Annotated in this window: 23 protein-coding genes and 1 riboswitch; of the genes, 9 read left to right on the plus strand and 14 right to left on the minus strand. The window is 57.2% G+C overall.

The window, feature by feature from the left end:
* Positions 1–46: 46 nt before the first annotated feature.
* Positions 47–1228 carry an O-succinylhomoserine sulfhydrylase gene (metZ, locus tag R8G34_08420; GenBank protein MDW3222891.1) on the minus strand — a complete coding sequence of 394 codons (1182 nt, stop codon included), beginning with the start codon at positions 1226–1228 and terminating at the stop codon, positions 47–49.
* A 60-nt stretch (positions 1229–1288) separates the two neighbouring features.
* A riboswitch (SAM riboswitch) is annotated at positions 1289–1365 on the minus strand.
* Between the two features lie 116 nt (positions 1366–1481).
* Between metZ and R8G34_08425 the strand changes: the two genes are divergently transcribed.
* From R8G34_08425 to R8G34_08435, 3 genes are all read left to right on the plus strand, one after another.
* Entirely contained in the window at positions 1482–2480 is a 999-nt protein-coding gene (locus R8G34_08425; GenBank protein MDW3222892.1) for an alpha/beta hydrolase, read from the plus strand.
* Positions 2464–3165 (plus strand): glutathione S-transferase N-terminal domain-containing protein, encoded by a 702-nt coding sequence (locus R8G34_08430; GenBank protein MDW3222893.1) that lies wholly within the window; start codon positions 2464–2466, stop codon positions 3163–3165. The genes R8G34_08425 and R8G34_08430 overlap by 17 nt, the downstream gene beginning before the upstream one ends.
* Before the next feature lie 115 nt (positions 3166–3280).
* Entirely contained in the window at positions 3281–4006 is a 726-nt protein-coding gene (locus R8G34_08435; GenBank protein MDW3222894.1) for a cyclic nucleotide-binding domain-containing protein, read from the plus strand.
* Here R8G34_08435 and R8G34_08440 read toward each other — a convergent pair.
* From R8G34_08440 to R8G34_08455, 4 genes are all read right to left on the minus strand, one after another.
* A complete protein-coding gene (locus R8G34_08440) occupies positions 4003–4617 on the minus strand; it encodes an inner membrane-spanning protein YciB (GenBank protein MDW3222895.1) in 615 nt (204 codons plus the stop codon). The two genes, R8G34_08435 and R8G34_08440, sit on opposite strands and share 4 nt — an antisense overlap.
* A gap of 9 nt (positions 4618–4626) precedes the next feature.
* A complete protein-coding gene (locus R8G34_08445; protein MDW3222896.1) occupies positions 4627–5529 on the minus strand; it encodes an EamA family transporter in 903 nt (300 codons plus the stop codon).
* Between the two features lie 58 nt (positions 5530–5587).
* The gene (ftsY, locus tag R8G34_08450) at positions 5588–6964 is read right to left on the minus strand and encodes a signal recognition particle-docking protein FtsY (GenBank protein ID MDW3222897.1); all 1377 of its coding nucleotides are present in this window, start codon (positions 6962–6964) and stop codon (positions 5588–5590) included.
* Positions 6965–7043: 79 nt separating this feature from the next.
* Positions 7044–8744, minus strand: a complete 1701-nt coding sequence (locus R8G34_08455) for an NAD(P)H-dependent oxidoreductase subunit E (GenBank protein ID MDW3222898.1) — start codon at positions 8742–8744, stop codon at positions 7044–7046.
* 228 nt (positions 8745–8972) lie between these two features.
* Here R8G34_08455 and R8G34_08460 point away from each other — a divergent pair, with 228 nt between their 5' ends.
* Entirely contained in the window at positions 8973–9293 is a 321-nt protein-coding gene (locus R8G34_08460) for a hypothetical protein (protein MDW3222899.1), read from the plus strand.
* Positions 9294–9312: 19 nt separating this feature from the next.
* Positions 9313–9720, plus strand: coding sequence for a hypothetical protein (locus R8G34_08465; protein MDW3222900.1), 408 nt, complete (start codon positions 9313–9315; stop codon positions 9718–9720).
* Positions 9721–9729: 9 nt separating this feature from the next.
* Here R8G34_08465 and xseA read toward each other — a convergent pair whose 3' ends face one another.
* Positions 9730–11271 carry an exodeoxyribonuclease VII large subunit gene (xseA, locus tag R8G34_08470; GenBank protein MDW3222901.1) on the minus strand — a complete coding sequence of 514 codons (1542 nt, stop codon included), beginning with the start codon at positions 11269–11271 and terminating at the stop codon, positions 9730–9732.
* Between the two features lie 80 nt (positions 11272–11351).
* On the opposite strand from xseA, the gene purD reads away from it, so the two are divergent.
* Positions 11352–12623, plus strand: a complete 1272-nt coding sequence (purD, locus tag R8G34_08475; GenBank protein MDW3222902.1) for a phosphoribosylamine--glycine ligase — start codon at positions 11352–11354, stop codon at positions 12621–12623.
* Here purD and R8G34_08480 read toward each other — a convergent pair.
* Complete coding sequence (locus tag R8G34_08480; protein ID MDW3222903.1) at positions 12620–13315, minus strand: VCBS repeat-containing protein; 696 nt, start codon at positions 13313–13315, stop codon at positions 12620–12622. The two genes, purD and R8G34_08480, sit on opposite strands and share 4 nt — an antisense overlap.
* A 47-nt stretch (positions 13316–13362) precedes the next feature.
* Positions 13363–13686, minus strand: coding sequence for a 2Fe-2S iron-sulfur cluster-binding protein (locus R8G34_08485; GenBank protein MDW3222904.1), 324 nt, complete (start codon positions 13684–13686; stop codon positions 13363–13365).
* Between the two features lie 123 nt (positions 13687–13809).
* Here R8G34_08485 and R8G34_08490 point away from each other — a divergent pair, with 123 nt between their 5' ends.
* Positions 13810–14184, plus strand: coding sequence for an OB-fold nucleic acid binding domain-containing protein (locus R8G34_08490; protein MDW3222905.1), 375 nt, complete (start codon positions 13810–13812; stop codon positions 14182–14184).
* Positions 14185–14293: 109 nt separating this feature from the next.
* Here the strand turns inward: R8G34_08490 and R8G34_08495 are convergent, their stop codons facing one another.
* The 6 genes from R8G34_08495 to rpiA all read right to left on the minus strand — a co-directional run bounded on the left by R8G34_08495 (position 14294) and on the right by rpiA (position 20654).
* A complete protein-coding gene (locus R8G34_08495; GenBank protein MDW3222906.1) occupies positions 14294–15769 on the minus strand; it encodes a Do family serine endopeptidase in 1476 nt (491 codons plus the stop codon).
* A 188-nt stretch (positions 15770–15957) separates the two neighbouring features.
* On the minus strand, positions 15958–16161 hold the full coding sequence (locus R8G34_08500; GenBank protein ID MDW3222907.1) for a DUF2065 domain-containing protein: 204 nt from the start codon (positions 16159–16161) through the stop codon (positions 15958–15960).
* The gene (locus R8G34_08505; GenBank protein ID MDW3222908.1) at positions 16158–17057 is read right to left on the minus strand and encodes a protease modulator HflC; all 900 of its coding nucleotides are present in this window, start codon (positions 17055–17057) and stop codon (positions 16158–16160) included. The genes R8G34_08500 and R8G34_08505 overlap by 4 nt, the downstream gene beginning before the upstream one ends.
* Positions 17057–18223, minus strand: coding sequence for an FtsH protease activity modulator HflK (hflK, locus tag R8G34_08510; protein MDW3222909.1), 1167 nt, complete (start codon positions 18221–18223; stop codon positions 17057–17059). The genes R8G34_08505 and hflK overlap by 1 nt, the downstream gene beginning before the upstream one ends.
* A 75-nt stretch (positions 18224–18298) precedes the next feature.
* Positions 18299–19759 (minus strand): FAD-dependent oxidoreductase, encoded by a 1461-nt coding sequence (locus R8G34_08515; protein MDW3222910.1) that lies wholly within the window; start codon positions 19757–19759, stop codon positions 18299–18301.
* 106 nt (positions 19760–19865) lie between these two features.
* Positions 19866–20654, minus strand: a complete 789-nt coding sequence (rpiA, locus tag R8G34_08520; GenBank protein ID MDW3222911.1) for a ribose-5-phosphate isomerase RpiA — start codon at positions 20652–20654, stop codon at positions 19866–19868.
* 191 nt (positions 20655–20845) lie between these two features.
* On the opposite strand from rpiA, the gene R8G34_08525 reads away from it, so the two are divergent.
* Complete coding sequence (locus tag R8G34_08525; protein MDW3222912.1) at positions 20846–21538, plus strand: glutathione S-transferase family protein; 693 nt, start codon at positions 20846–20848, stop codon at positions 21536–21538.
* Positions 21539–22912, plus strand: a complete 1374-nt coding sequence (locus R8G34_08530) for an L-serine ammonia-lyase (protein ID MDW3222913.1) — start codon at positions 21539–21541, stop codon at positions 22910–22912.
* The last annotated feature ends 17 nt before the right edge of the window (positions 22913–22929 follow it).

A 22929-nucleotide genomic window follows, 5' to 3' on the forward strand; every position in this document is an offset into this window, starting at 1 on the left:
CGTCCGGTGGCCCCAATCAAAATGCGCCGCCCCCCGATCGGCCCGATCAAACAGACTCCAGCGCGTTAACGATGTCTGCAATCAAATCGGAAGCATCCTCAATACCAACACTGATCCGCACCAGACCCGCTGAAATGCCCAAAGCATCTTTTTGATCTTGCGGCAGGCGCTGATGCGTTGTGGTCGCCGGGTGAGTCATGATGGTTTTGGCATCACCAAGGTTGTTTGAAATCAGGCCAATTTCTATGGCATTCAGGAAACGGAACGCTGCCGTTTTACCCCCTTCCAGATCAATCGAAAGCACGGTTCCACCCTGCCCCATCTGGCGTTGTACGAGTGCATATTGCGCGTGGTCGCAAAGGCCGGGATAGATGACCTGCGCCAGCTTTGGATGCCCGCTCAGTGCTTCTGCAATCGCCGTGGCGTTGGATGTCTGCGCCCGAACCCGAAGGTCCAGTGTTTCCAATCCCTTGAGCATGAGCCAGGCCGTAAACGGGCTCATCGAACCACCAGTGTGCTTCATGTAAGGCTCAACCGTCTTGCGGATGAAATCTCGGCTCCCCATGATCACGCCTCCGAGGGCGCGGCCTTGCCCGTCAATGTGTTTCGTCGCCGAGTAGATCACGACATCTGCCCCTTGAGAAATGGCCTTTGACCAGACCGGAGTGGCAAAAACATTGTCAACAACAACCTTCGCTCCCCTAGCATGGGCAAGCGCTGATACGGAAGCAATATCAACCACCTGCAAGGTTGGATTCGAGATAGATTCAAAGAATACAACCGCAGTATCGTCCGTGATTGCCGCCTCCCACGCGGCAAGATCGGTGCCATCCACAAAGGTGACCTCCACGCCAAATCGCGTCAGGATTTCCTCCAAAACATACAAACATGATCCGAAAAGCGCCCGCGCAGAGACCACATGGTCCCCAGCTTTGAGCATCGCCATCAAAGCACCAGATACCGCGGCCATGCCAGAGGCTGTGGCAAACGCATCCTCCGCACCCTCAAGTGCTGCGATCCGCTCCTCAAACATCGCCACTGTCGGATTGCCATAACGCGCATAGATGAATTCATCCGGTTCGGCCTCGATGAAGCGTGCTTCTGCCGCCTCCGCTGTTTCATAGACGAAGCCCTGCGTCAGGAAAATCGCTTCGGAAACTTCGCCATACTGGCTGCGGCGGGTGCCCGTGTGAATGGCCTTCGTACGCGGCTTCAAATCCCATGTCATCTTTTCACTCTCCAGCCCGATCGGGCACAAAAAAACCCCAGACGCGGTCAACGCGACGGGGTTCCCTCATCGGTGACCTTTTAGCGGAATATTTTACGTGGCCCGCAATCCGGTAACAAATCACCACGGTCAATTCGTTAGGCCAAAGGGTGTTGCGCGTCAACACCGTCACGGTGCTGTAACGATAATTTCACGCCCCTGTAATATCCCATTGTCATAGCTCAGCCACAACATCTTGTAGAAGGGGCGGATTATGCCAGTGCTCAGGATCAATGCGACCCACGAAAAGTTGCAGATGCATGAAAGCACGATGGCCGTGCCAGATGTTTTGGTCGCAGAGTCCCACAAAGCCGGCCCGATTGTAATTATGATACATGGTTACAAATACATACCCAACGATCCGGTACATTGCCCCCATCGAAAAATATTCAGCGCTTCAGAACAAGGTTGGCCGAAACAGCTTGGCTTTTTGACGGGTCAACCCAACGAAGGCCTGTGCATTGCATTTGGATGGTTTGCGCGAGGACCGTTACGACAAGCGCATCGCCGCGCCACAAAACTGGGCGAAAACCTCGCATCACTGATCAACAACCTTCGCACGATTGCACCCGATCGACCCATTCACGTGATTGCGCACTCGCTGGGATCGGAAATCGCTCTCTCTGCTCTGGAACATCTGAATGCTCACAAGGTTGAACGCATGCTGCTTTTGACGGGAGCCAGTTTCCACAGCAAAGCCCGCGACATGCTGAACACCCCGGCCGGGCTGAGCACAGAACTGTTCAATGTTACCAGCCGTGAAAACGATCTTTTCGATCTCGCGTTCGAACATATGGTCACCGCACCCGAATTGCACGACCGCGCCATTGGTCAGGGATTGAGCGCACCCAACGCGGTCAACCTCCAACTGGATTGTGACAAAACACTCGACGCCTTCGCGCTTTTGGGATTACCCGTCGCGCGCGCGCAACGGCGCGTATGTCACTGGTCGGCCTATCAACGTCCTGGCATCATGGCACTTTACACTGAAATCCTTCGAAATTGTGATACTTTTACACAGTCCAGACTGGCCGGGTTGCTCCCCAGTGCGGCGGCCCCCCGTTGGTCACGTTTTCTGCCCCGTAAGGACGCAGGAATTGGTAATGCAACACCAGCCATTGTCCGCCCCTTTGCCCCCCTTGCCTTGAAGATGAAAAACCGCATCATGTCGGTCACATCTGCGCAAGGGAACAAAAATGAGCACGCCTATTGATCTGTATTTCTGGCCCACCCCAAATGGCTGGAAAATATCCATCGCGCTTGAAGAAATGGTGTTGCCCTACAAAACCCACCTGATCAACATCGGCGCCGGTGATCAGTTTGACCCGGCGTTTCTCAAGATCGCGCCCAACAACAGAATGCCTGCAATCGTCGATCATGATGGTCCGGACGGCGCAGCTGTTTCGATCTTTGAATCCGGTGCAATCCTGCAATATCTAGCGGATAAAACCGGTCAGTTTGGCGGCACAACGGCGCGTGAAAAAATCGCCGTCACCGAATGGTTGATGTGGCAGATGGGGGGGCTTGGTCCGATGGCGGGGCAAGCGCACCACTTTTTGAAATATGCGCCTTTCATGGAACCTCCCAACGATATTCCCTACGCCAAAGACCGTTATCGCACTGAAACGGGCCGCCTCTATGGTGTTTTAGATCGCCAATTGGAGCGAAATGAATATGTGGCGGGTGATTTTTATTCTATCGCGGATATGGCGATCTGGGGGTGGGCCTCTCTCTGGGAAGGCCAGCAACAGACCTTGGAAGACAAGCCAAACATGACGCGCTGGTTGGCAAGCATGGTGGCGCGGCCGGGCGTTCAAGCCGGACGCGCTCTTCATGCCGAAAAACGGGCTGACTTTCGCAATGATCAAAGCGCGCAGGACAAACTCTTTAAAAAGTAGTAAAAATCAGAATTGGATTGATGGCTTTCCAAGAGAGATCGTCCCGATTTTCTTTGCAATGCGGTTCATTCAGCGCCACAACCTTGGCAGCGGCGTTAAAGGGTAGTCAGTCTGAATGTATGAAGGCGTTCTAATTCCAGAGAACCTTGTCTATCTGGCAGGGGCATTCTACGTCGCAGGACTTGCTATTACCAACCAGATCATCCTGCGCATTTTGCTTTTGGCCGGCACGGCCGTCTATCTGGTGTATTATTCCACGATTGCGGATAACCCCCTGTGGGAGGCCATTTACGTCAGCATGCTGATTGGACTGGCAAATCTTGGCGGCCTGACCAGCCTGATTGCGCGTAATTCCAGATTGGCCATTCCGGCGGCTCATGCAGATATATACTTTGATTTTCCGCGCCTGCCCCCGGGCGATTTTCGCGCGCTCATGAAACTGGCGCGTCGCTTTACAGTAGAGGAGGACCGACAGGTCACCGTCGAGGGCGAGTCCGGTACCAAATTGTATTTTGTGATCAGCGGCGCGACACTTCTGCGTAAAGGCGATCAGGCGTTTGTTCTGGCACCCAAGCTGTTTCTGGGCGAAATCGCCTTTTTGATCGGATCGCCCAGTTCTGCATCTGCCTGGCTGGAAGAGGGCGCCGAAGTTCTTGAATGGCGCTTCGATGATCTGCGCCGGAAATGCGCAAAGAACGCGCGGTTCAAGCTGGCACTAGAAGCAGCGATTTCGGTGGATCTGGCGCGCAAAGTATCCCATTCGATGGGCAAAGACGCTGTGCGCGTAAACAATATCCCCAAATCGATGATCGACGCGTTGGAAACCGTAGAAAAGGGCTAGGCGTCGTCCTCGGTTTCATCGGTGATCAGATGGCCTTGTAAAGCCGTGAACTGCCACATCAGGAATCCCATCAAAACCACAGGGAAACCGAATGTTTCAATCTTGACCCAGGCGTCCGTGGACATCGTGCGCCAGATCACCTCATTTGCAACAGCCAGAAACGCAAATACCGCACAGAGTCTGCGGGTCAGGATCATCCAGCCTTCGTGGCGCATGGGCATCATTTCATTCATTACGAAAGCCAGATAAGACTGACCCCGCATCAAACCGATGCCCAACAACGCCGCAAACAACCCGTACACAATGCTGGTTTTCATCTTGAAAAAGCGTTCGTCGTTAAACCACGCAGTGAGGCCCCCGAAGAAAATGACCATAAAGGCGGTGAACACCTGCATACGGCTGAGCTGGCCCGTCAATTTCCATAGGATTGCCATCGCGACAAGAAGGATTGGGACAAAGACCAATGCCGCAACGATAAAGCCGGTGTATTCCGTGCCCCCGATGACGAACACGTCTTCTTTAATCTTCAGGTAGATCAGAAAAAACAGGATGGTCGGGCCCAGTTCGAGCCCTTGTTTTACAATCGGGTTGATCGGTTTTGGGTCTGACATTTCGCTTCCTTATCCGCCCATCTCAACTATCACAGCTCCCAGCGCAATCAATGCCATAAGGGCAATGCGGCGCGGTCCCACGGTTTCTTTCAGTAACAGCCACCCGATTACAGCGGCAAAGACCGTGGAGGTTTCGCGCAAGACGGCAGCTTCGCCGACCTTGTCAAGACGCGTGGCCATCATGACTGCGCCAAAACTCAAGGGCGCGACCAGACCACCTACCAGCCCGCGCATCATGAGCGGGCCCAGTGTTGGGCGATTTTTCATACGCATCCAGCGCGCGCCTGCGACCAGTGGCATAAAAAACCCATCGATCATGAAAAACCACGCAAGAAACGTAAATGGGTTCGCCGTGGCCCGGATGCCGTAGGCGTCATAGGTGGTGTAAAGCGCCACGAACAGGCCCGTGAGGACGGCCAACCCAAGGGCCGCATTTAGCGTTTCGCGCTCTGACACCAGAAAAATCATGTTGTAGATCGCAAGGCCAAATATTCCGGCCAACAGCACGGCGACCCCGATCCATTGGACACCCGTGAAGGTTTCTTCAAAGATCAGATAGGCGCCGATCACGGTGAACAAGGGGCCCGTCCCACGCACCACCGGATAAACCACAGTATAGGCACCCTTGGTATAGGCCCAGGCCTGCAGCAGTTTGTAGATCACATGGATCAGCCAGACAGCAGCAAAAATGGGCCACATATGCGGTTCGGGCCATGGCACCACAAACAGAACAAATGGAACGGCCATAAGCATGTAGCAAAAATCAATCGCGCCGCGTGTCAGCCAGGGATCGTGTCTTCCCTTTTGCAGCGCGCCAAAGACTGCGTGCAGAAGGGCCGCCATGAGAGCGAGCATCAGCGCCACTTGATGGCCTGCTTCCGTTCCCTCGATTGAAATCAGCCAGTCTGTCATGCGGTTAGGAAAGGTGGCGCAAGCCCCACCCTACGGGCGCATTGGTCTGGGGTAGATGTCAACGTTCAAGGCCCATCAGGGCATCGGCGAATTCTTGCGGGTCAAAAGCGTCAAGATCATCGATCTGCTCGCCAACGCCGATGGCGTGGATCGGCAGGCCAAATTTATCGGCCAGCGCCACCAGCACACCGCCCTTGGCTGTGCCGTCCAGCTTGGTCATCACGAGGCCGGAAACGTCCGATATCTCGCTGAAAACCTTGACCTGATTGAGGGCGTTCTGTCCGGTGGTGGCGTCCAACACCAGCAGTGTATTGTGCGGCGCGGTCTCATCCTTTTTGCGGATAACGCGGACGATTTTGGCCAGCTCCTCCATCAAGTCTGACCGGTTTTGCAAACGCCCTGCCGTGTCGATCAGAAGCAAATCCGCGCCATCGGTTTGCGCCTGCGCCATAGCGTCATAAGCGAGGCTGGCGGGATCGGATCCTTCGGGCGCTGTCAAAACTGGCACACCGGCCCTATCGCCCCAGACCTGTAATTGTTCAACAGCGGCGGCGCGGAAGGTATCGCCCGCTGCAATCACGACTTTCTTGCCCGCAGCCTTGAATTGACTGGCCAGCTTGCCAATGGTGGTTGTTTTGCCGGAACCGTTCACACCCACGACCAGGACCACCTGCGGCGTGCGTGGGTAGAGCGGCAGAGGTTTGGCCACGGACTCCATGATACGGGCAATTTCAGCCGACATCAGTTCCTTGATTTCCTGAACAGACAGTTTCCGCCCGATACGGCCCTCGGCCATATTGGCCACAACGCGTAAAGCCGTATCCACGCCCATATCCGCAGTGATCAGCAATTCTTCAAGCTGCTCCAGCATCGCATCATCTAGAGTGCGCCTGACGACAGTCTGGGCGTTTGAGCGCCCCATGAGGCGACCCAACAATCCGGGCTTTGTCGTTGTAGCACCTTCTTGTTGCTCGTCGATCAGAGCTTCTGCAACGGGTGCCGGGCTGCGGGGCAGTGACATCGGTGTGTTGCCAAAGGTCTGATCCGAACGCGTTGTGGAGCGGGCATATGCATCATCTGCGTCGGGCTGGTCCATGCGCGGCGGTATGTCTTGCGGGTGAAGCTCTGGCTCTGGCTCTGGCTCTGGCTCTGGCTCTGGCTCTGGCTCTGGCTCTGGCTCTGGCTCTGGCTCTGGCTCTGGCTCTGGCTCTGGAAAAGCATCGGGCACCGTAGCAGGCGCGTCAACCAGTTTTGCCGCATCCTCGGCGGGCGTGTCTATGATGTCCGGGGCCGCCGCTGCCTGTGGCATGACCGCGTCAACGGAAGATGCGACAGACTCCTCAACGCCACCATCCTCGACGATGGCCTCCAAACCCTCATCAATCCTGGAGGAGGACTTGAACAGACGATCTTTGAGTTTCTTGAAAAATGCCATATCAGCGCCTGCCCTCTTGCCGGTCCTTCCACCATCTAAGGGGAATTAACGGCAAGGGAAAGACCCACGCGTCGTCTGCTCAGATCTCTTCCGGGAAATGTTTCATGACCAAGCGGATCGGGTTGGGGGCGGCCTGCCCCAGGCCACAAATCGAGGCATCCACCATGGCGGTGCTCAATTCTTCCAACAGCGGTTGGTCCCATGTATCCTGCTGCATCAGTTTCACCGCCTTTTCGCACCCAACGCGACATGGCGTGCATTGACCACAGCTTTCGTCCTCAAAGAAGCGCAACATGTTCAAGGCTGCAGCCCGTGCGGAATCCTGATCAGACAAAACGACGACGGCAGCGGACCCGATAAACGACCCCAACGGTTGCAATGTGTCGAAATCGAGCGGTACGTCATGGATCGACGCTGGCAACAATCCCGAGGACGGCCCGCCGGGTTGGTAGGCTTTGAACACATGGCCTTTCGCCATACCGCCAGCGGCTTCGATGATATCGATGATCGTGGAGCCGGCGGGCAACAGATAAACACCCGGCGCGGCGACACGTCCGGATACGGAATAGCTGCGCAGACCTTTGCGACCATTCTTTTCGGTGGAAGACAAAACCTCCGGCCCTTCGCGGCAAATGCGCGTCACCCAATGCAGGGTTTCCACGTTGTGCACCAGCGTGGGTTGGCCAAAGATACCAACCTGTGCCACAAAAGGCGGACGATGACGCGGCATGCCACGCTTGCCCTCGATGCTTTCGATCATCGCGGATTCTTCGCCGCAGATATAGGCACCCGCACCGCGGCGCAGATCAATGTAGCCTGGCTCAACAATCCCGGCTTCTTCCAGCGCTTTGATTTCGCGCGCCAGAATCTCCAAAACGGCAGGGTATTCATCGCGCATGTAAATAAAGGCTGTTTCGGCCTCAACTGCCCAGGCCGCGATCAACATGCCTTCCAAAAACAGATGCGGCACGCGTTCGAGATAATAGCGATCCTTGAAAGTGCCCGGTTCGCCCTCATCGCCATTCACGGCCAGATAACGCGGCCCGGCGTTTGCGCGCACGAACCCCCACTTCTTGCCCGACGGAAACCCAGCACCCCCCAGCCCTCGCAGACCGGAGGCCAGCACTTTTTCCTGCACCGCTTCCCAATCTCCGTTGGCGCGCAGCTCTTTCAAAACGGCATATCCGCCATCTGCCGCGTAGGTTGCAAAATCCTGATAGGCGGGGATATGCGCGTGCGTATGCCCTGCGGCGATTGCTGCGGTCACCTTTTCCGGCGTGGCGTGATCAATATGCGCATGGCCCAATTCCAATACAGGGGCCGTGTCGCAACGTCCCATGCAGGGTGCGCGCAATACGCGCACTTCGGCAGGGTCAAGCCCGTCCTCCAGCGCTGATTTCAAAGCCTGCGCACCGGCCAGTTCACACGATAGGGAATCACACACCCGGATGGTCAACGCGGGGGGCGGTGTTTCACCCTCTTTGACTACATCGAAATGCGCATAAAACGTCGCCACTTCATACACTTCGGCCATGGACATGCGCATCTCTTCAGCGAGCGCGCGCAGATGCGCCGCTGACAGATGGCCAAATTGGTCCTGGATTTTATGCAGATGTTCGATCAACAGGTCGCTGCGCCGCGGGGCATCCCCCAACAGCGATTTGACCGCGTCCCAGGCATCGTCCTGCAACTGTCGGCCCTTGGTGTGACGGCGGCCCTTGCCTTTGCCGGATTTCCACACACCCTTGCGCGGGGATTTGTCTGCACCATCCAATGCCATAGTCTTGGTCTCCGTCCCATCGCTGATCGCCTGGGTTTCAAATTTCATCGTGTCGAGCGGAGCATAGCAGCCCGATCTGGCTCAGCATAAGGCCAAAACAGACCCCCTGTGAGACCATATGCGACACTCTGCATCCCATCCTGTATCTCATCAGAAACTTATGGCGTTAACCGAGACATATGGCTGCGCTTGGTGGAACCCGCACAACAGGGTAAACAGAATCCTAATATGATTTTGCCTGTCTCTTCTCCCGTGGTTTCTGCCAGACACCTGTCCTGGCTGGCGCAGTTCCGTTCTGCCATGCTGACCGTCCGTCCGGGCACCTTTGCAAAACTCAAAATGCTGCGCGGCGAGCTTCTGCGCCATCAATGTTTTGTCTCACCTTGGCCATCTGACGCGCATCTCTTTTGCTTCGGTCGTCAACATGCGATCATCAGCCTGCTATTTTTCAAGCAGCTGCGTAAATGCGCGGCAAATGAGCCGTTCGATCACGGCAACGTCATGCCGATCACAACGCATCCCCCTAGTCCCATACCCTCACTTCTGTAAGAGTATTGCCATGTATTCAATGTTCAAATCCACTATGACTGCTGTTGTCGGGCTTTGCCTTGCCACCGCTTCTGTTGCAGCGGAAGACACAATGAACGCTCAGGAATTTGACGAATACACGCGCGGCAAGACCCTGTTTTACGGTCAGGGCGGCATGTCTTATGGCGCGGAAAAATACATGGATAACCGCCGGGTGCGCTGGTCGTTTCTGGATGGTGAGTGCAAAGAAGGCCAATGGTACGAGGAAGCGGGCCAGATCTGCTTTATCTATGAGGACGATACCGACGACCCCCAGTGCTGGACGTTTCGTGAAAAAGGGTCCGGCTTGGTCGCGCGCTTTCAGAATCTGCCCGGCGCTACAGATCTCTATGAGGCGGGAAATCTGGGCGACGAAATGGTGTGTCTTGGACCAGAGGTCGGCGTTTAGGCGCGTTTTCTAAAACAGAGTCCCTTGTTGGGGCGGTTTGGCCGGCGCCTTCCGCGGGGTCGTTTTCGCGCCAAGGCTGACACGGCCATCAGCGAATTGTATCTCCAGTGATGCGGCTTTCCCGGCCGTCTTGCTATCTGTCACGACCGCACCCTCACTGCGCACCACCGCGAACCCGCGCTCCAGGGTCGCCTCATAGCCCAATGTCAAGCGCAGGCGTTCAAGCGTTTCGATCTGGCTTTGCCAATTGTTGATGTTGCGCTGCCCCGCATCAGACAGGCGTTGCGCGATGGCATTCAAGTTCTTTTCTTTGCGCTCAAAATCCTGCGTCAATGCAACTGGACGAAAACGCCGCGCGCGGGCTGTCAGTTGCTCTTGCTTCGACGACACAGCGCGCGAAAGCGCTGGTGCCAGACGTGCGGATGTATCGCGCAGACGCCTGTTTTCCATAGAAATCGCGCGATCCAAGGTCGAGGGCCGCAAACTACCGCTCATATCCGCGAGGCGCACTTTGCGCCTCTGCACACTGGCAATCAACGCTGGTCCCAGCCGTGCACTCACCGTGTCGAGCCTCTGGCGGGGCGTATCCAACAACGACTCCGGGCGCGGCAAGGCGCGTGACATGTCCCGCAAGCGTTGCCCACGCCGGGTCAATCCCTGGCTTAGCGCCTGTTTCATCCGCGCGTCCTGACCTTCCAGCCAGGCCATCAACTCGTGACGGACAGGCACCGCAAGCTCCGCGGCAGCCGTGGGTGTCGGCGCGCGCTGATCTGAAACGTAGTCAATCAGAGTCGTATCGGTTTCATGTCCAACGGCCGAAATCAGGGGAATATCGGATGCAGCGGCTGCCCGTGCCACGCTCTCTTCATTGAACCCCCAAAGGTCTTCGACCGAGCCACCACCGCGTGCCACGATCAGCAAATCTGGGCGTGGCAACGCGCCGCCGGGGCTCAGCGCATTAAATCCTTCAATCGCGCGGGTAACTTCCGGCGCGCAGTTGGCGCCTTGCACCGCCACTGGCCAGATCAGCACCTTGCGCGGGAACCGGTCCCGCAACCGGTGCAGAATATCGCGGATTACCGCCCCTGTGGGCGAGGTCACGACTCCGATCACTTCCGGCAAATACGGCAAGGACCGTTTGCGCGCAGCACTGAAAAGCCCTTCTGCCTCCAGCATCTTCTTGCGCTTTTCCAGCAATGCCATCAACGCGCCTTTGCCCGCCACCGCAACATCATCGACGTTCATGTTGTATTTCGACTGCGCGCCATAAGCCGTGATGCGCCCGGTAACGACGACCTCAAGCCCTTCTTCGGGAATCACGCTGAGTTTGGCGACTTGCCCCTTCCACGTGGTGCAGGAAAGCTGATTCCGATCATCCTTGATGTCATAATACATGTGGCCCGAACGGGCCTTGATCACACGGCTGACCTCTCCGCGCACCCTTACACGGCCAAATTCGCCCTCCAGCGTGCGTTTTACCGCGCCAGAAATTTCGCTGACGGTGAATTCAGGCGTGTTCTGGCCCGGCGCGGGGTCATCAATCAGGTCCATATGGCCTCTGGTGTTGTATCGCGGTTGCGCGCAGCTTAGAACGCCCAGAACCCAAGGCCAAGCAGATCAGGAGCACGCCAATGAACATTCTTATCCTTGGCAGCGGCGGGCGCGAACACAGCCTGGCCTGGGCGGTGATGCAGAACCCAAAATGTGATCGCTTGATCGTGGCCCCCGGCAATGCGGGCATCGCCGAAATCGCCGAATGTGCGGCGCTGGACATCGAAGACGGCGGAGCGGTCGCCACGTTTGCCGCCGAAAACGCCATTGATTTTGTGATCATCGGCCCCGAAGCGCCCTTGGCTGCAGGCGTCTCTGACAGGTTACGCGCGGCGGGAATTTTGGTTTTTGGGCCCAGCGGCGCGGCTGCGAAGCTCGAAGCGTCCAAGGCTTTCACCAAACAAATCTGCGATGCAGCCGGTGCGCCAACAGCCGCCTACGGACATTTTACCGACGCCACATCTGCCAAAGCCTATGCGCAGAAACAGGGCGCGCCCATCGTGATCAAGGCTGACGGTCTCGCCGCAGGCAAGGGCGTGATCATCGCCGAAACCCTCGATGAAGCGCTGAGCGCGATAGATGATATGTTTTCCGGCGCTTTTGGCGAGGCCGGCGCAGAGGTCGTGATCGAAGAATTCATGACAGGCGAAGAGGCGTCCTTTTTTGTGCTTTGTGATGGCGAAAACGTCCTGCCCATCGGAACCGCACAGGATCACAAGCGGGTCGGTGAGGGCGATACCGGCCCCAACACAGGTGGCATGGGGGCGTATTCTCCGGCCCCGGTGATGTCCGATGGTGTGATCAACGCAACGCTGGACCGCATCGTGAGACCCACGATGGCCGAGATGGTCAAGCAAGGCACGCCCTATCAAGGCGTGTTATTCGTCGGTTTGATGATCGAAAACGGAAACCCCCGGCTGGTGGAATATAACGTGCGTTTCGGGGACCCGGAATGTCAGGTTCTGATGATGCGGCTGGGCGCTCAGGTGCTGGATTTATTGCAAGCCTGCGCCGAAGGGCGTCTGGCAGAGACGCAGGTAAACTGGGCCGCAGACCACGCTCTGACGGTTGTGCTGGCGGCCAATGGGTATCCCGGCGTCTATGAAAAAGGCTCGGTAATCGGCGGGTTGGAGAACGCCGCCGAGGACAGTAGCCACATGATCTTTCACGCGGGTACAGGTCGCGCCTCGGGTCAATTCGTGGCGCAAGGCGGCCGTGTTCTCGCGGCGACGGCCCGCGCAGGGTCGCTCAGTGAAGCACATGCAATGGCTTACGATATGGTGGATGAGATAGACTGGCCGGAGGGATTTTGCCGTCGTGATATCGGCTGGCGCGCGCTGCCCAAAACCTAAGAGGCACATTCCAGCGCACGGGCAAATGCGGCGCGGCTGGTATCTGTGCCGATGGCACGCGCCTCCAGCGTGTCCTCAAATGTGACACTGACCATCCGCGACCAATCCGCTGAGGCAACCAACATTTCGGGCACCCCGTCACAGCTTCGCACGCCTCCTGCGATATCGACTTCACCGATACGATGATTGGTCAACCCACGCAAACTGGCGACCTCGATCAACTGCTGATCACGGTAACGAAAAAGGCGCAGGGTCTTGGCCAGATGCGGACGGTCAATATAGGCGATTTCCATGTGCCCGTCGCCGTCGAGATCAGCAGCACCTATCGGCGCAAGCCATCGAAACCGCGTTCCAATGTATTCGGTCGCAGTAATGCGTCCCTTTGATCCGTAGATCGCCAGCCGTGCGCCTTGAGTCTGGCTGCTCTCAACCACGATGACTTCAGGCGCCTCGTCAAAATCCAGATCTATGACGCGCGGTGCCGTATCTTCGAACACCAGATTTTCTGGCAAGTTAAAGCGACGCGTAACCCCATCCGCCAGACCCACACTCAGGGTGATATGCTCAATGGCGTCACCCAGAACATTGTGGGCATACCGCGCAGTCGGCCCCTCATATTTTGCGGATGAAATTACCTCATTGGCCGCAAGAGGCCCTGGCAACACGCACACCGCCAACAGCGCGCGGCGCATGAAACCGGGCAAATGGCACGACAGCAGACGCCGTGCCTTGGTCCACATCAAATTTGCTTTTCGGGCATCTTCACGATCAGACCGTCCAAAGCGTCTGTCACTTTCAGCTGGCACGTCAGCCGCGAACGCGCCGGATCAGGCTCATAGGCGAAATCCAACATGTCCTCTTCCATATCTTCCTTGGCAGGCAGCTTTCCGACCCAGGTAGGATCCACATAGACGTGGCACGTGGAACAGGCGCAGGCCCCGCCACAATCCGCTTCAATGCCGGGTATGTTGTTGTCCCGCGCGCCTTCCATCACGGTGAGGCCGTTTGCGACATCTACAACATGCTCTGTGCCGCCATGCTCGATATAGGTAATCTTGGCCACGTCTATCATTCCCTTCGTAATCTTTGTGCCTGTCTACCCGCGCGATATAGGACGCGCCAGCTTCTTTTGCGACCCTTAAAATCTGGGGTTACATCAATGTTCAGATGTTCTATATTTGTTCTTATGCGCGTAATGACATCATCCTCCCCGACCACATCCGATACGTCCTGGCCGCGCCCGCCCGCCTGTCTGGTGGCCGTGCGGTTGAACGAACCGCCTGTCAATGCACGGGTCACGGTGGCCGGTCTGGTGATTCTGCGCCAACGCCCGGGCACGGCCAAAGGCGTTATTTTCATCACGCTGGAGGATGAAACCGGCGTTGTGAATGTCATCGTCTGGCGCCACATCTATGAAAAATTTCGCCGTGCTGTGATCGCTGGGCGCATGTTGCGTGTCACCGGCCCCGTTCAGCGCGCGCATTCCGTGACACATGTGCTGGCTGAAAATATCGAAGACATCTCCCCCATGCTGGACGCCTTGGTCCTTGCCAAAGCATAAACCCCGCACAAAACCTCTGCGCATCGCCAGAGTAAGGTTTATTGAAAACAGCACTCCACACAAAAAAGGGCGCCCACAAGGACGCCCTTTTCGACAACTATACGGTTGCTTACTCTACCAGTGACAGCGCCACAAACCGCGGATCACCCGCGCGCCGCACAAGCAACAGCAATGACTTGCGCCCTGCTTCTTCCGCGGCTTCGATACGTTTCTCAAGCTCGGAAATCGTGGTCACCTTCTGCTGGCCCGCTTCGGTGATGATGTCACCCGTGCGCAACCCTTTTTCAAAGGCTTCGGAGCCTTCATCCACGGCGGTTACGGCCAGACCCTGCATGCCCGCATCAGCACCGAGTTCCTCACGGATCTCATCCGTTAAAGAGGTCAGTGTCAGGCCCATCAGGTCTTTGGTGACAGGCGCTTCCTCTTCCTCGGGACCCGCAGCAACCGCTGGAACGGCCCCTTCAGCTTCCTCGCGACGGCCAAGCGTCACTTTCAAAGTCACGGATTTGCCTTCACGCATGACAACCACACGCACGGTTTCACCTACAGGGCTATTGCCAACACTGCGCACAAGGCCACGCGTGTCCGCCACTTCGTTGCCGGCAAAGCTCATGATCACATCGCCCGCTTCCATGCCCGCTTCCATGGCCGGGCCCTCAGGCACATCGGTCACAAGCGCGCCGCTGGCGGCCTCAAGGCCCATCGCCTCAGCCACGTCCTCGGTCACATCCTGGATGCGTACACCCAACCAACCGCGGCGTGTCTCGCCAAATTCCTGCAACTGATCGACAACGCGGGTCACAACGTTAGAGGCCATTGAAAACCCGATCCCGATGGATCCACCGTTCGGGGACAGGATCGCCGTGTTCACACCGATCACATCGCCGTCCATGTTGAACAACGGTCCGCCGGAATTCCCCCGGTTGATCGCCGCATCGGTCTGGATGTAGTCATCATAGGTGCCGCTCAACGCGCGATTGCGCGCGGAAACAATCCCGGCACTCACTGAAAATCCTTGGCCAAGCGGGTTACCCATGGCCACAACCCAATCACCGACGCGCGCCACATCACTGTCCGCAAAGGACACAAACGGCAACGGACCGTCCGCTTCGACTTTGAGCAGGGCAATATCCGTGTTCGGATCGGTTCCGATGACCTCTGCCTTCAGCTCTTCGCCATTGAAGAACTCGATCAGAATTTCGTCCGCCCCGTCAATCACGTGGTTATTTGTGACCACAAACCCATCTTCGGAAATGACAAAACCGGACCCCAGGGCAGACGATCTGCGCGGTCGCTCACCGTCCCCATTGTTGCGGTCCTGGAATTCACGGAAGAAATCCTCAAACGGCGAGCCTTCCGGCACAATGCCCTGCGGACCGGTACGTCCCGCCACAACCGTAGAGGTCGTGATGTTCACCACGGCGGGGCTGATTTTTTCTGCCAGCGGCGCAAGGCTTGCCTGTTGAGCAAAAGCGCTCAGTGGCTGGACCAGCAGAAATCCCAGCGTCAAAATCGCCATGATCAACAGGCGCATCTGTAGGTTTACGTTTTTGGTTATGGACACGGATACCGCTTTGGGTCGCATGCGTCGTCTCCTGAAATACTTGTTTATTGGCTTTGATACCATTTTGATTAGAGCTCGGGGTGAATAATCACATAATCCACTTAAGGCCGCAATCGTTCAACATGAAGATGTATCGTTCTTACACAGTTTCAACAGTCTGTTACCAAACTGTGAAGGCACCGAGCTTATTTGCCGCGCCTGAATGGTGCTCAACCCAGGCTTGCGCCTAATTGCCATGCCAGCCAAACAACGATCAACCCGCTGACAACAATGAGTAACCCGACCTGACGCACTGCCGCTTCGGGCAGAGCGCGCAGGGCTTCAAGCATTCGTTCAATAAGCGAAGGGGCCAGCGCATAGGCCAGCCCCTCCACAATCATTACCAGCCCGAGAGCAAGCAGCAGGGTGCTCACCGACGTTCGCCTTCTTCCGAGCGCAACCCCTGATCGGAGCGCAAATAGTTGAAGAATTCGCTGTCCGGCGACAAAACCATCGTGGAATTCTGGCCTTGCAAAGCGCGTTCATAGGCTGTCAGCGAGCGATAGAATTCGAAGAATTCCGGATCAGCACCAAAGGCTGCCGCGAAGATTGCGTTTCGTTCCGCATCCGCCTGACCACGTACAATGTCCGCTTCTCGCGTTGCTTCCGATGTCAGTTCGACTACAGTACGATCCGCCAAGGCGCGTACCCTCTGGGCCGCTTCCTCACCACGCGCGATTTCGTCCGCAGCTTCACGTTCCCGCTCCGCCCGCATACGCGCAAAGGTCGCATCAAGGTTCTGCTCCGGCAGGTTGGTCTGTTTCAGACGCACATCGACAACTTCGAGACCCAGAGGCAAAGCACGCAGCCGCGCTTGTTCTGTGATCCGCGCCATCAATTCAGCCCGATCTGCCGACAGAATGGTGTTCGACGTCACACCGTCTGAACCCAAAACCGCCCGAATGGTCGGATTGAGAATACGTTCGAGCAAGCCCTCAGCCGCACGCATACCGCCGACACCAACAGCCTGACGGAACTGGGTCACATCAGAAATCCGGTAGCGCGCGAAAGCGTCCACAACGAGGCGACGATCATCAGAAGGCGTGACTTCCGTGACATCCGTATCCAGTGACAGGATGCGGTCATCATAACGCACAACTTCTTGAATCAAAGGAATTTTAAACGCCAAACCGGGGTCTTCTTTGACCGATTTGATCTGCCCGAACTGAAGCACCAGCGCTTTTTCACGCTCATCCACAATGAACACAGAGCTCAACAGGCCGACAACGGCGATCACGACAATGGGTATCAGAAAACTGCCAGCACGCATCAGTTTGTTCCTCCAGCAGCGCCACGGCGCAATTCATTCAGTGGCAGATACGGGACAACACCCTGCCCGCCGTTTCCGCCCAGATCACTTTCCAGAATGATCTTGTCCACGTCACCAAATACTTTTTCCATCGTTTCCAGATAGAGCCTCTTGCGCGTCACATCCGGCGCCTTGGCGTATTCTTCCAGAACCGAAGTGAAGCGTGCCGCCTCACCCTCGGCCTCGTTGACTTGCTGGGCACGGTAGGCTTCGGCCTGCTCCAACTGGCTGGCGGCTTCACCGCGCGCACCCGCTGTCACACGGTTGGCATAGGCATCCGCCTGACGCTCCAGACGGTCGCGCTCCTGCTCTGCGGCCTGCACTTCACGGAAGCTGTCAATCACTTCACGCGGCGGATCCGCCTTGTCGAGGTTGAGACGCACGATGTTCACACCACTGTCATAGGCGTTCAACGTGCCCTGAATAAGCTGCTCTGCTTCATCTGCGATCAACTGACGATCCCGGTTGAGGATCGGAGCCAGTTGGTTACGCGCAATGACTTCGCGCATCGCCGATTCGGACACCGCACGGATTGTGCCGCTGGGGTCCGCGAGGTTGAACAGGAACTTGGCCGGATCATTGATGTTCCAGACCACCTGAAAATCGATGTCGATGATGTTTTCATCCGTGGTCAGCATCAAGCCGCTGTCGGTACGTGCGCCGATGTCTTCGGTCTGCTCGCGCGTCACGGGCAGGACTTCTGCCGTCACCAGGGGCCAGGGTGCAAAGTTCAGACCGGATTCACCGGTGGCGTAATATTCGCCCAGGAAAAGCTCAACTGACTGCTCTTCGGGTGCGACTGTGTAAAAACTCGCCATGCCCCAAAGGATGACCGCGCCCAGCACGCCCAAGCCGATGGTGCCCCGGGTGAAGGCGGGTCCACCACCGCCTTCGCCGCGACCGCCACCCGTGCCAGAGCCGCCACCCTTGCCGCCCATCAGAACCCGCAGACGTTCCTGACCTTTCTTGACCAGTTCGTCGATTTCCGGAATTTGCGGTCCGTCGCCGCCCGGTCCACGTGGCCCGCGCGGGCCGCCGCCATTGTTCCCACGGTTTCCGCCACTGGGTTTGTCGCCGTCAGAATTTCCACCGCCGCCCCCCCAGGGGCCGCCATTGTTGCCAGCCATTAAGTCTCTTTCCCTTCTGGACCGCCCAGATCAGCGATCAATTTCAAGTCATAGGTACGCTAGGTTGCGCGGAATTCAAGCCGTGCGCACCGGCTTGCGCATGGTCACTATTTCTTCGGACATGGTGGGATGTACCGCAACCGTCCTGTCGAAATCCTCTTTAGTTGCTCCCATCTTGATCGCGATGCCCGCCAGTTGAATCATCTCACCCGCCCCCGGTGCGACGATGTGACAGCCCAAAACTTTGCGCGATGCCTTGGACACAATCAGCTTCATCAGCACCCGGTCCGGACGCCCGGCAAAGGCCGTCTGCATCGGGCGGAAGGAAGTGCAATATACCTCAACAGGTTCAAGATCGCGCGCGTCTTCTTCGCTCAGGCCAACGGTACCCATTTCGGGCTGCGTAAAAATGGCCGAGGGGATCAGCTTGTGGTCGACCGGCGTCGGATTGCCATGGAACACTGTTTCCACAAAGGCCATTCCCTCACGGATCGCGACCGGCGTTAGGTTCACCCGATCCGTTACATCCCCGATCGCATAGATCGACGGCACTGCAGTCTGACTGTACTCATCGACTTCAATCTGCCCGCGCCGTCCCAGCTTCACGCCGACCTCTTCCAATCCCATGTCGCGGGAATTCGGGTCGCGCCCGGTGGCAAAAAGCACCATGTCAAAGACCTGCTCCGACCCGTTTGTAGCCTTGACCCAGACCGGTCCTTGCGCGGCTCCCGTCACTTGCGGTGCATTCATCTCCTGTGCAGGCGCTCCCATGGCCGCATCGGATCCCGTTCCGGCGCGGCTCATCGAATGATCCGCATCGGCCGGTGCCATATCCACGATATTGGTGCCCAGATGCAGTTTCACACCGCGTTCCCGCATTTGTTCAGCCACCAGGCCCCGCGCTTCATCATCAAAGCCCCGCAGGATCTGCGCACCACGATAATACTGCGTCACCTCAACGCCCAAGCCGTTCATGATGCCTGCAAACTCACAGGCGATGTAACCGCCGCCAATGATCAGCAGCGATTTGGGCAGAGACTCAAGGTGGAAGATGTCGTCTGACACAATACCCAGATGCGCATTTGGCATGTCCGGGCGCACGGGGTGGCCGCCCGTGGCCACCAGAATATGCTTGGCAGTCTTGACCTCACCCGTGGATAGCGTCACCTCATGCGGTCCTGAAACGGAGCCGCGCGCATCGAAGGTATCCACGTTCGATCCCTTGAGCAGGTTGCGATAGACCTGTTCAAGACGGTCCAACTCATTGTTCAGACGCTCGCGGAAAGACGGCCAGTCAAATGGCCCCTGTTTCAGATCCCATCCATAGGATTGTGCATCCTCAACAACGCCTGCGTATTCGCTGGCAAAAACCATCAGCTTTTTAGGAACGCATCCCCGGATCACGCAGGTGCCGCCATAACGGTCATCTTCGGCCAGGGCGACCTTGGCACCGGCCTCGCCCGCCGCCACGCGCGCCGCGCGCACGCCGCCTGACCCACCGCCAATAACAAAGAGATCATAATCAAAATCGCTCATTCGGGGAGGGCCTTTCAGGTATTTGGTGTTCGGAACGTCTATATATGGGTGCAGGTCGGTTTTACCACAGCCAAGCTGCGCTTTAGGTAAACGCCCGTCCTACCTCTCAGTCGGGCATATCCGCAAAAAGATTGTCGCTGTCGCCGGTATCCGCCTGTCCGGTTTCGATTGTACCCGCAGTGATATCGCGCATTTCAACCTTGCCATCACCAAACCCGATGATCACGCGGTCACATATGTCGATGAACAACCCGTTTTCCACAACCCCCGGTATCTGGTTCAAAGTTAAAGCCAATTGGCGCGCATCACCGATCCGTTTGACGTGAAGATCAAGGATATGATTGCCCTCATCGGTGACAAAAGCGGCATCGCCCTTCATCCGCAAGCTGGTGTCGCGGCCCAGCACATCCATCGAGACAAGTGTTTCCTCCACAAGCTTTTGTGTGGTCTGCAACCCAAAGGGGATCACCTCGATCGGCAAGGGAAAGGCGCCCAGTGTTTCCACCTCTTTGCCTGCATCCGCGATGACGATCATCCGGTCAGAGGCTGTGGCGACAATCTTTTCCTGCAGTAACGCACCACCGCCGCCCTTGATCAGGTTCAGGTGCCCATCAAATTCATCCGCGCCGTCAATGGTCAGATCAAGCCACTTGGCCTCATCCAGCGTAATCACCTCGATCCCCACACTGCGGGCCAGTTCCGCCGTCTGCGTCGAGGTCGGCACCGCCCGGATGCGCAAGCCGTCATCCCGCGCCATCTCACCAAGGCAGCGTACCAGCCATGCAGCAGTGGACCCGGTGCCCAACCCGACGCGCATCCCCGTTTCCACCATCTGCGCTGCACGTTTCGCCGCGACGCGTTTGGCATTCTCAATGGGGGACAATTCAGAGGACATGCGCAAGTTCCTTTGGCTGAGGTGCCCGTCTTATAGGAAACATGTGCTTGGGGTGCGAGGGGTGATTTCGTGCATTTTGGCGCTTTTGCACAGATCTCTGCCATGACCCCGCCATTGCGATGTGTGAAATGCCGTGACAACGGTCGCTTTTTGCAACTCCGGTAGATGAGAATCGGGTTAGCACAGTCACCATGAATGATGCGCCCTACACACTGCACTATGCGCCGGACAATGCCTCAATGGTCGTCCGTCTGGCCCTTGAAGAAATTGGTGTTCCCTATGCCACGCGCCTTGTGGATCGCCGTGCCATGGGACAACGCGACCCCGACTACCTTGCCTTGAACCCGGCAGGCAAGGTTCCCGTGCTAGAAACGCCCCATGGTGCGGTGTTTGAAACGGCTGCGATCTTGTTGTGGCTGGCTGATACACATGGCGCTCTGGCGCCGGCCCCCGACGCCGCCGAACGTGGCGAGACGCTGAAATGGTTGTTCTTTCTGTCCAACACGCTGCATCCGGCATTGCGCATGCTGTTTTACCCCAGCGCCTATGCCGGGTCCGATAAAACCGATCAACACCGGATGCGGGCGCAGGTGCGCCGTGACATTTTGCACCACCTCACGCTAATTGACGCGCATTGGCGTCAACGCGAAACACCCAGTGTTTTGGAACTTTATACCGCCCCCATGCTGCGCTGGTTGCAGCTTTATCCAACCGCGTCGGACACCAGCTGGTTTGACCTGACCACCTTCTCTGCCCTACACCGCATGGCATTGGGGCTGGAGACCCGCGCCAGCGTTGCCGCCGCACAAACCGCCGAGGGTCTTGGCCCCACCCCGTTCACTGCGCCACAAATACCCCGCCCACCCGAAGGAAGTGCTCTTTAGATGTTTCTGTCCGTATTCGATATGTTCAAGGTCGGGATTGGCCCGTCCTCCTCACACACCATGGGGCCGATGGTGGCTGCCGCCCGCTTTCTGGACCTGATGCGCGCCTCACCTTTTGCCTTTCATGGGCTGCGCGCGTCCTTGCACGGATCGCTTGCTTTCACCGGGGTAGGTCATGCGACGGACCGCGCCACAATCCTTGGGCTGGCTGGGTTTATCCCTGATACCTATGACGCCGAAAAAGCCGAAAAGGTGCTGGCCGAGATCAAGGCCAGTGGCGTGATTCATCCAGAGGGTCTTCCAGCATTGCGCTTTGCGCCCGAACAGGATCTGCTGTTTGATTTCGACACCATCCTCAGTGGTCATGCCAATGGAATGATCCTGATGGCCACAGATGCGCAGGGCGATGTGACCCTGCGCGAAACCTACTATTCAGTTGGCGGCGGGTTTGTCCTGACGGAAGCCGAATTGGCGCAAGGCAAGGCAACAGATGAAGGTGAACCAGTCCCGTTTCCTTTCAAAAATGCAACGCAAATGCTAGAAATGTCAGAGGTTTCCGGCCGCTCAATTGCCGAAATGAAACGATCCAATGAAAATGCGCGCGGTGGTGTGGATACTCTCACATCCGGAACGAAGCGGCTTTGGGAGGTCATGAACGACTGTATCAACCGGGGACTCACGAGCGAGGGGATTCTGCCCGGTGGCCTGTCCGTCAAAAGGCGCGCCAAGGGGATCCACGACAAATTGCTGCAGGAACGCGGCATGAACCTGACGCCGCCCCATACCATCAATGACTGGATGAGCGTCTATGCCATGGCGGTGAATGAGGAGAACGCCGCAGGCGGTCAGGTCGTCACAGCGCCAACCAACGGGGCAGCCGGTGTGCTGCCAGCCACGCTGCGCTATTACCTCGATCACGTGCCCGGCGCCTCGGAGTCCCATATCGAGGATTTCCTGCTCACCGCCGCCGCCATCGGCGGGCTGGTGAAATACAATGCCTCCATCTCAGGAGCCGAAGCCGGGTGTCAGGCAGAGGTCGGTTCCGCCGCCGCCATGGCCGCCGCTGGCCTTTGCGCCGTCATGGGTGGCACCCCCCAGCAAGTGGAAAACGCGGCTGAAATCGCACTGGAACATCACCTCGGAATGACCTGTGATCCGATCAAGGGACTGGTGCAGGTGCCCTGCATTGAGCGCAACGGTTTGGGCGCAATAAAAGCCGTCTCAGCGGCCTCTCTTGCCCTGCGCGGAGACGGCACCCATCTGGTACCTCTGGACGCCTGCATCGAGACGATGCGGCAGACCGGCGCTGACATGTCAGAGAAATACAAGGAGACATCCTTGGGCGGATTGGCCGTAAATGTGCCAAACTGCTAAATCTTGTGTTAACCATT

It is taken from the genome of Paracoccaceae bacterium, from assembly GCA_033344815.1.
Lineage (GTDB): Bacteria > Pseudomonadota > Alphaproteobacteria > Rhodobacterales > Rhodobacteraceae > Roseobacter.

What these genes read in the sequence shown, in the direction of transcription:
- xseA (MDW3222901.1), bottom strand. Translation starts at nt 11,271, where the DNA reads ATGGACCTGATTGATGACCCCGCGCCGGGCCAGAACACGCCTGAATTC.
- R8G34_08455 (MDW3222898.1), bottom strand. Translation starts at nt 8,744, where the DNA reads ATGGCATTGGATGGTGCAGACAAATCCCCGCGCAAGGGTGTGTGGAAA.
- R8G34_08440 (MDW3222895.1), bottom strand. Translation starts at nt 4,617, where the DNA reads ATGTCAGACCCAAAACCGATCAACCCGATTGTAAAACAAGGGCTCGAA.
- R8G34_08495 (MDW3222906.1), bottom strand. Translation starts at nt 15,769, where the DNA reads ATGCGACCCAAAGCGGTATCCGTGTCCATAACCAAAAACGTAAACCTA.
- R8G34_08425 (MDW3222892.1), top strand. Translation starts at nt 1,482, where the DNA reads ATGCCAGTGCTCAGGATCAATGCGACCCACGAAAAGTTGCAGATGCAT.
- R8G34_08525 (MDW3222912.1), top strand. Translation starts at nt 20,846, where the DNA reads ATGAATGATGCGCCCTACACACTGCACTATGCGCCGGACAATGCCTCA.
- R8G34_08460 (MDW3222899.1), top strand. Translation starts at nt 8,973, where the DNA reads ATGATTTTGCCTGTCTCTTCTCCCGTGGTTTCTGCCAGACACCTGTCC.
- rpiA (MDW3222911.1), bottom strand. Translation starts at nt 20,654, where the DNA reads ATGTCCTCTGAATTGTCCCCCATTGAGAATGCCAAACGCGTCGCGGCG.
- R8G34_08480 (MDW3222903.1), bottom strand. Translation starts at nt 13,315, where the DNA reads ATGCGCCGCGCGCTGTTGGCGGTGTGCGTGTTGCCAGGGCCTCTTGCG.
- ftsY (MDW3222897.1), bottom strand. Translation starts at nt 6,964, where the DNA reads ATGGCATTTTTCAAGAAACTCAAAGATCGTCTGTTCAAGTCCTCCTCC.
- R8G34_08445 (MDW3222896.1), bottom strand. Translation starts at nt 5,529, where the DNA reads ATGACAGACTGGCTGATTTCAATCGAGGGAACGGAAGCAGGCCATCAA.
- R8G34_08515 (MDW3222910.1), bottom strand. Translation starts at nt 19,759, where the DNA reads ATGAGCGATTTTGATTATGATCTCTTTGTTATTGGCGGTGGGTCAGGC.
- R8G34_08505 (MDW3222908.1), bottom strand. Translation starts at nt 17,057, where the DNA reads ATGCGTGCTGGCAGTTTTCTGATACCCATTGTCGTGATCGCCGTTGTC.
- R8G34_08430 (MDW3222893.1), top strand. Translation starts at nt 2,464, where the DNA reads ATGAGCACGCCTATTGATCTGTATTTCTGGCCCACCCCAAATGGCTGG.
- metZ (MDW3222891.1), bottom strand. Translation starts at nt 1,228, where the DNA reads ATGACATGGGATTTGAAGCCGCGTACGAAGGCCATTCACACGGGCACC.
- R8G34_08490 (MDW3222905.1), top strand. Translation starts at nt 13,810, where the DNA reads ATGCGCGTAATGACATCATCCTCCCCGACCACATCCGATACGTCCTGG.
- purD (MDW3222902.1), top strand. Translation starts at nt 11,352, where the DNA reads ATGAACATTCTTATCCTTGGCAGCGGCGGGCGCGAACACAGCCTGGCC.
- R8G34_08435 (MDW3222894.1), top strand. Translation starts at nt 3,281, where the DNA reads ATGTATGAAGGCGTTCTAATTCCAGAGAACCTTGTCTATCTGGCAGGG.
- hflK (MDW3222909.1), bottom strand. Translation starts at nt 18,223, where the DNA reads ATGGCTGGCAACAATGGCGGCCCCTGGGGGGGCGGCGGTGGAAATTCT.
- R8G34_08465 (MDW3222900.1), top strand. Translation starts at nt 9,313, where the DNA reads ATGTTCAAATCCACTATGACTGCTGTTGTCGGGCTTTGCCTTGCCACC.
- R8G34_08530 (MDW3222913.1), top strand. Translation starts at nt 21,539, where the DNA reads ATGTTTCTGTCCGTATTCGATATGTTCAAGGTCGGGATTGGCCCGTCC.